The sequence below is a fragment of the Psychromonas sp. genome (assembly GCF_047632995.1).
In the GTDB taxonomy this organism is placed as follows: domain Bacteria; phylum Pseudomonadota; class Gammaproteobacteria; order Enterobacterales; family Psychromonadaceae; genus Psychromonas.
The window spans coordinates 1-6,078 of record NZ_JBLIEK010000164.1; the positions used below are offsets into that span (position 1 = coordinate 1).

Sequence of the window (6,078 nt, forward strand, 5' to 3'; positions counted from 1 at the left end):
CTAAGATGAGAGGCCGCGATGTAACAAATTTAATTGTTACATCGCAAAACGCACCCAATCAACATTATTTGAGTAGCTGTATCGCCTCTTCATGCTTTTTTATTTACGTTTCCTTCAATTGCTGTACATATAATGGCAATGCTTATTTAGCTTGGCCGTTCAGTTGTTACTTTACGATGTTATAGGTGATCCAAGTGAAAAAAATCCCTTGTTAGTTAGTGGCTTAACATTCTGTTTTGCAAATAGCTGTGTGGTAAGCAGCATGGTATTTTTATAAAAAAGAAGGTATGGGTGGGAAAGAACGTGCTCAAGTGGCAAAGGTAGCGCAACGAAATGGTGTCTAATCTTACGCGCAAATGTTGATAAATGTGCGGATTACTTATTAAAAAACAAGCTCCGTTTGCAATATGGAGAAGTATTAACAAAAGATGTGAGTAGCGTCATTGAAGGAGTTTGCCTACCTCTTATAAATGACCGCTTAGATATTACGGGATCTCGTTGAAGTTTAAAAGGAGCCGAAACAATATTGAAATTACGATCATTAAAATCAATAGGGGATTTTAATGACTATTTAGCTTTTCTACAAAAAGCAATCGCAGCAAAGAATCTATGGATAGCAAACTTATTGAAAAAGCGTCGATTAAAAAAAACTACATCCCAACCATTTTAGGCCCTAGTGATTTTAGTTGGGTAAGTAGCCTCGTTGTTCACCAACCAAGCCAACGAGAAGATGATGCCGTTAAGTTTAAAAAGGTGATCTCATTTCAGACTAGTACCTTTTGATAAAAAACAGTTTACATATTAATTTCAAACACAACTTATTTAAATATTACAGGAGAATACTATGCTCAATTTAAAATCTATGGGAACTGTAACTAAAGTAGTTCTATCATTTTTATTTGTTATTATATTTTTTGTTATTTCAATTTCTGTCGGAATTTATGAATTAAAGAATCTTCAAAAATTTAATGAAGACTTTTCAATAAGAACACTTCCTGATATGAAAAGTTCATTCTTTGCTCAAAGTACGATACTACAAGCGGATACGCGATCATCTGAATTACTGTTGGTAGAATCAAGTTATGATTTAAGCCTTGCAATAGAAAACTGGAATTCTTTTTATAGTGAGTATGAAAGTAATAAAAACCAAATAATGAATGGAAATAAGGATGCGATTTCAGGTACCACAGAAGTACTTGCATTGGTCAATGAGCAAGTTCAAGAAGCGTCTCTGAAACTAAGCGAGAACTTTAGTGGAACTCGTAAAACAGATAAATTGTATAGTAAGTTTTTATTCCAGTTTTCATCTATAACTTCACTCTTAGATAAAAATCTTTCTGTTGAGCATTCGCTAAGCAAAGTAACTATTGATGAATTTGAAGTGTTTACGAATTTACACCGTCAGGTCATATTTAACGCTATTGAATTATTTAATGCAAAATCCGCATATGATATTAATGAGAAGCTTGACATGCTAAGGTATATGTCAGGAAAATTATCAGAAAGTTACAATAAACTTGAACAAGCATTACCTAATCTAATAAATGACAAACGATTTAGTATTGTTTGGAAAAAAGCTTTACTCGATATAAATGATGACAAAGGTCTATTTGCCAAGAAACTGATCTTGCAAAAAAATATAGAAGCGATGTCATCTTATCGAGAAAACATATCTATTCTAGTTGATGAGCAAATTAAAGAAATAGCACAGCTTCTAGCTGATGTTGAAGAGAAAGTCAGTACATCTCAGGATATAGCAAAAGCTAAAACCAACTTTGCCCTAAAAGGATCTGCAATTAGTACTCTTTTAGCCCTTATTGTTTCTTTTATTTCCTGTTTTGTTCTTGCGCTTAGTTTAAAAAAACCTCTGTCAGATCTTGCCTCAGTAACTGTCAAAATGGCTGATGGAAATTTTTCTTCCCGCATGTCTACAAAATGGTCTGGGGAATTTAAAGATGTCGCCAATTGGATTAATAGCGTGGCAGAAAACACCTCAAAAAGCTTGCAACAGATAGAAACAATAACCACTGAACTTGATAATATTTCTACACATAATGTGCAAGCCACTTCTAAAGTAAAAAATCAATACAACGATCAAAATACGGAATTATCCAGTATTGCTGCAGCGATAACTGAAATGGCTCATTCGACAAAGCAAGTTGCTGAAATAGCAGAAAATGCCCAGCAACGAACGGTGGTGACTGAAGAACGTATTATTAATAGCTCTAAATTGATGATGGACAATACCAATACAACCAAAATACTAAGCCAACAAATCCAAAGTACTCACGATTCACTTAAAAACCTATCAAATGAGGTATACAGCATCACAAAAGTACTTGATGTAATTAATTCTATTTCAGAAGCAACTAACCTGCTGGCCCTCAACGCCGCAATTGAAGCTGCCAGAGCTGGTGATGCAGGAAGAGGATTCTCGGTAGTTGCGGATGAAGTACGCGCCCTATCTATTAGAACGGCAGAACAAACAAAAGAAATACAAGGGGTTATATCAAAACTCACCATTCAGACACAAAATGCCAGTGAGGAGATGAGTGCCAGCCTTTCTATCATGGAAGACAGTCTGTTGAGAAGTTATGAAATGCAAAATGCAATGTCAGAAGTTTCAAATGATATTATTGTGATGCGAGATATATCTGTCAATATATTTCAAGCTACACGAGAGCAAGGTTTAACAAGTGAAGAAGTCGCCGTAAATATTAATCGGCTAGATGAACTCGCCAATGACAATAGTAACATAATCATACAATTAGCCATTGAAGGCCAACGCCTTAGCCAACTTTCAAATGAACAAAAGGATAATATCAGCAAGTTTACCCTTATTTAAGATCGGATAAGGTGGCTAAACGACACAGTGAAGCAAGCTTATCTTTCTGTTCAAGCCGCCGTTATTTGTTTGATCACCTTGGCAAAACGATTAAACTTGTGCATTAATTCATTACCAATATGGCAACTGCTAGTTTTCAAGCCGATCTATTTTAATCTCTCGGCTTGAAAATTTAAGAATGCAGAATACAGATAAACAAACTCCTTAGATGTCATTAACTCTGCCATATACCCCTTGAATTATAAGGGGATATTGTATTTATCTGCTTCCGCGCAGTTTTTCCCTAAAAGACAAGGCGGCGATTACTGTCAGTTTATTTCTGATTGTGATCGACGCGCTGCCCTTTAAGATGCATGTTAAGCAGACTATTTTGCTTTCAATTCCACTAATGGCTTATCCCGCGCAAAGGTTTTATGCACTTTTTCTGCAATCACTTCATGGCTCAAGTCAAACTTAACGTTTTGTTTAATATCCAGTGAAGATGTCCCTATGGCGACATTGTAAGTTCCAACTTCTGCTATCCATGCGCTGCGAGATGGGATAAAAGAAGCAAGATCTTTAGGCTGTAGAGGCATAGTTAAGGTTTGCGATTCACCTGGTTGTAATATCTTGGTTTTTGCAAACGCTTTTAGCTCTGCTGTGGGTTTATCTATCATTTTGGCAGGCGCCGAGAGGTATAATTCAGCCACTTGCTTACCCGCTACTTTACCGATGTTTTTTATGGTCACCGAGGTGTTGAACTGCCCGACAACCTGAGTTGCGTTAACCTGCAGATCGGTGAAATCAAAATCACTGTAAGATAAGCCATAGCCAAATTCATAGGAAGGCTTTACATTAAAGCTATTAAAGTAACGGTAACCGACGTAAATCCCTTCTTCGTAAGAAACCTGTTTAGGGTCATCTTTTGGCGTGCCTAACCAGTTTTTAGCCGAAGGCGTATCGCTATAATTAACCGGGAAGGTCATGGTCAACTTGCCTGAGGGGTTAACCTTACCCGATAAAATATCCGCAACTGAATTGCCGCCTTCTTGGCCCGGTTGCCAAGCGAGTAGAATCGCATCCACTTTATCTTTCCAACTGGCCGTTTCAATCACACCGCCAATATTTAAAATAACCACGACTTTTTTGTTTTGCGCGTGGAAAGCTTTTGATACTTGATCAAGTAACTTTATTTCATCATTAGCGAGATTAAAATCATCAGCCACTTGACGGTCAGCATTTTCTCCGGCGTTACGACCAATCGTTATCAAGGCGATATCGGAGGATTTTGCTTTTTCGGCAATCAGCGCTGATGATAAGTCCATTTCCACAAAACGTTGCGGTGTTGATAAGAAGCCCGCTTTTTCACGTCTTGCTTGTTCAACATGTTTGGCTTGTTGGGTAAACGGCGTATATAAGGCTTCTAAATCACTATCGATTTTATAGCCGGCATTTGTTAAACCTTCTAATAAAGAAACCGTATAGGCTTCATTCACATCACCACTGCCCGTGCCACCGGAAATAAAGTTATAACCATTCACGCCAAATACGGAAATTGGCTGCGTTTTGTTGGAGTAGGGCAATACATGCTTTTCATTTTTCAATAACACCATACCTTCAGCAGCTGCTTGGCGTGTTATTTGCGCATGCGCTTGCAGGTCCGGGGTATCACTATAGGAATATTGATGGAAATAGGGGCTTTTAACAATAAGCTCTAATAATCGGCGCACATTGGTATTAATTTGTGCTTCCGTTAAGCGGCCATTTTTGAGACTGGCAAGAATGCTTGCTTTTTGTGCATCCAGCCCGGGCATTAATAGATCATTACCCGCGGTTAATTGCGCCACTTCATTATTGCTTGAGCCCTCAGAGCCAATCTGGTTAAAGCCTGTATATCCGCCAAACCAATCGGTCATCACCACGCCTTTAAATCCCCATTCATCACGTAAAATATCGCTGAGCAGATCCTTGCGTGCTGATGTATAGGTGCCGTTAATTAAATTATAAGAGGACATCACAGTCCATGGCTGAGATTCTTTAACCGTGATCTCAAAACCTTTCAGGTAAATTTCGCGCATTGCCCGTTCACTGATCGTTTCATTAATCGATAAGCGGTTGGTTTCCTGATTATTGGCTACAAAATGTTTAATGGATGTGCCAACGTGATTGGACTGAATACCATTTACCATCGCCGCTGCCGTTTTACCTGAAATCAATGGATCTTCAGAATAATATTCAAAATTTCGGCCACAAAGCGGATTACGATGAATATTCAAAGCTGGGCCCAACAATACATCAAGCCCATATTCCTTCGCTTCACTGCCCATAGCTTTACCGACTTGCTCTAGCAGTTGCGTATTCCAGGTTGAGGCAAGCGCCGTGCCCACCGGAAATGCAGTCGCATAATAGGTTGCCTTATCATTATCACGTGTTGGGCTAATGCGCACCCCGGCAGGGCCATCTGCAACAATAATTTCCGGAATACCTAAACGTGTGATAGCAAAGGTGCCTCCCGCGGCGCCCGGAACACGCCCTTGTATTGCGCCAACGACAGGCTTTAACCCGTCAAATCCCGGCATACCGGTACCGGTAACCAAACTTACTTTTTCTTCAGCGGTCATTGCCGCGATAACGTTTTCAATCGAATCTACGCCTAACTGCGGCACATTTTGCGCCATCAAAGTCGGTTGCCATAGTGCAAGAGAAAGTAATGCTAATGGTTTCATTTTGAATTTTTTAAACTTCATTGATGATTATTCCTGACATGAAAAGAAGTTATTAATCTAGCAATTTTCTGATAAATATTAATGAGTTAAATCACACTTTTCCCGCCCACAACGCGCATTTACATTTAGTTACATTAAGAGGTTTTTTGATACATAACTAACCATGGAAAATGTGAACAATGCGTTATTATGAAGTTGCATAAGCCGTTTGATTGTGAACAACTTACCTTTAAAATCAGGGCAGGGTTAATGGTTGTAAGATCCATGACTCTGCCCTTATTCATTTAATTGCAGGTTAATAATAACTACGTGGTTTAACGGGGGCTTGAGATTTAAGTCGCTTTAATTCAGATCTCATGCGCTCGTACTCAATGTTTTCTGCGTTCGTCTTTTCTTTCTGTTTTAGGTCTGAATCACTCACTGAACTTAATTCCGGAGCCGGGTTTTTCAGATCCAAAGGCTCACTGACTTTTATGCTCTTTTTTTCTTCTAGTTGTGGCGCTGAATCGTTAACTGAATTTAACACTG

General features: G+C 38.7%; 4 protein-coding genes. 2 read left to right on the forward strand and 2 right to left on the reverse strand.

Going from position 1 to position 6,078, the window contains the following annotated elements; translation table 11 throughout:
* Nucleotides 1–609: 609 nt before the first annotated feature.
* On the forward strand, nt 610–783 hold the full coding sequence (locus ACJAT7_RS17230; protein ID WP_415228035.1) for a hypothetical protein: 174 nt from the start codon (nt 610–612) through the stop codon (nt 781–783).
* Between the two features lie 61 nt (nt 784–844).
* Nucleotides 845–2,845 (forward strand): methyl-accepting chemotaxis protein, encoded by a 2,001-nt coding sequence (locus tag ACJAT7_RS17235; RefSeq protein ID WP_415228036.1) that lies wholly within the window; start codon nt 845–847, stop codon nt 2,843–2,845.
* A 365-nt stretch (nt 2,846–3,210) separates the two neighbouring features.
* Here the strand turns inward: ACJAT7_RS17235 and ACJAT7_RS17240 are convergent, their stop codons facing one another.
* Nucleotides 3,211–5,571 carry a glycoside hydrolase family 3 C-terminal domain-containing protein gene (locus ACJAT7_RS17240; RefSeq protein WP_415228037.1) on the reverse strand — a complete coding sequence of 787 codons (2,361 nt, stop codon included), beginning with the start codon at nt 5,569–5,571 and terminating at the stop codon, nt 3,211–3,213.
* A 274-nt stretch (nt 5,572–5,845) separates the two neighbouring features.
* Nucleotides 5,846–6,078 (reverse strand): hypothetical protein (locus ACJAT7_RS17245; protein ID WP_415228038.1); only part of this gene is annotated, 233 nt, incomplete at its 5' end.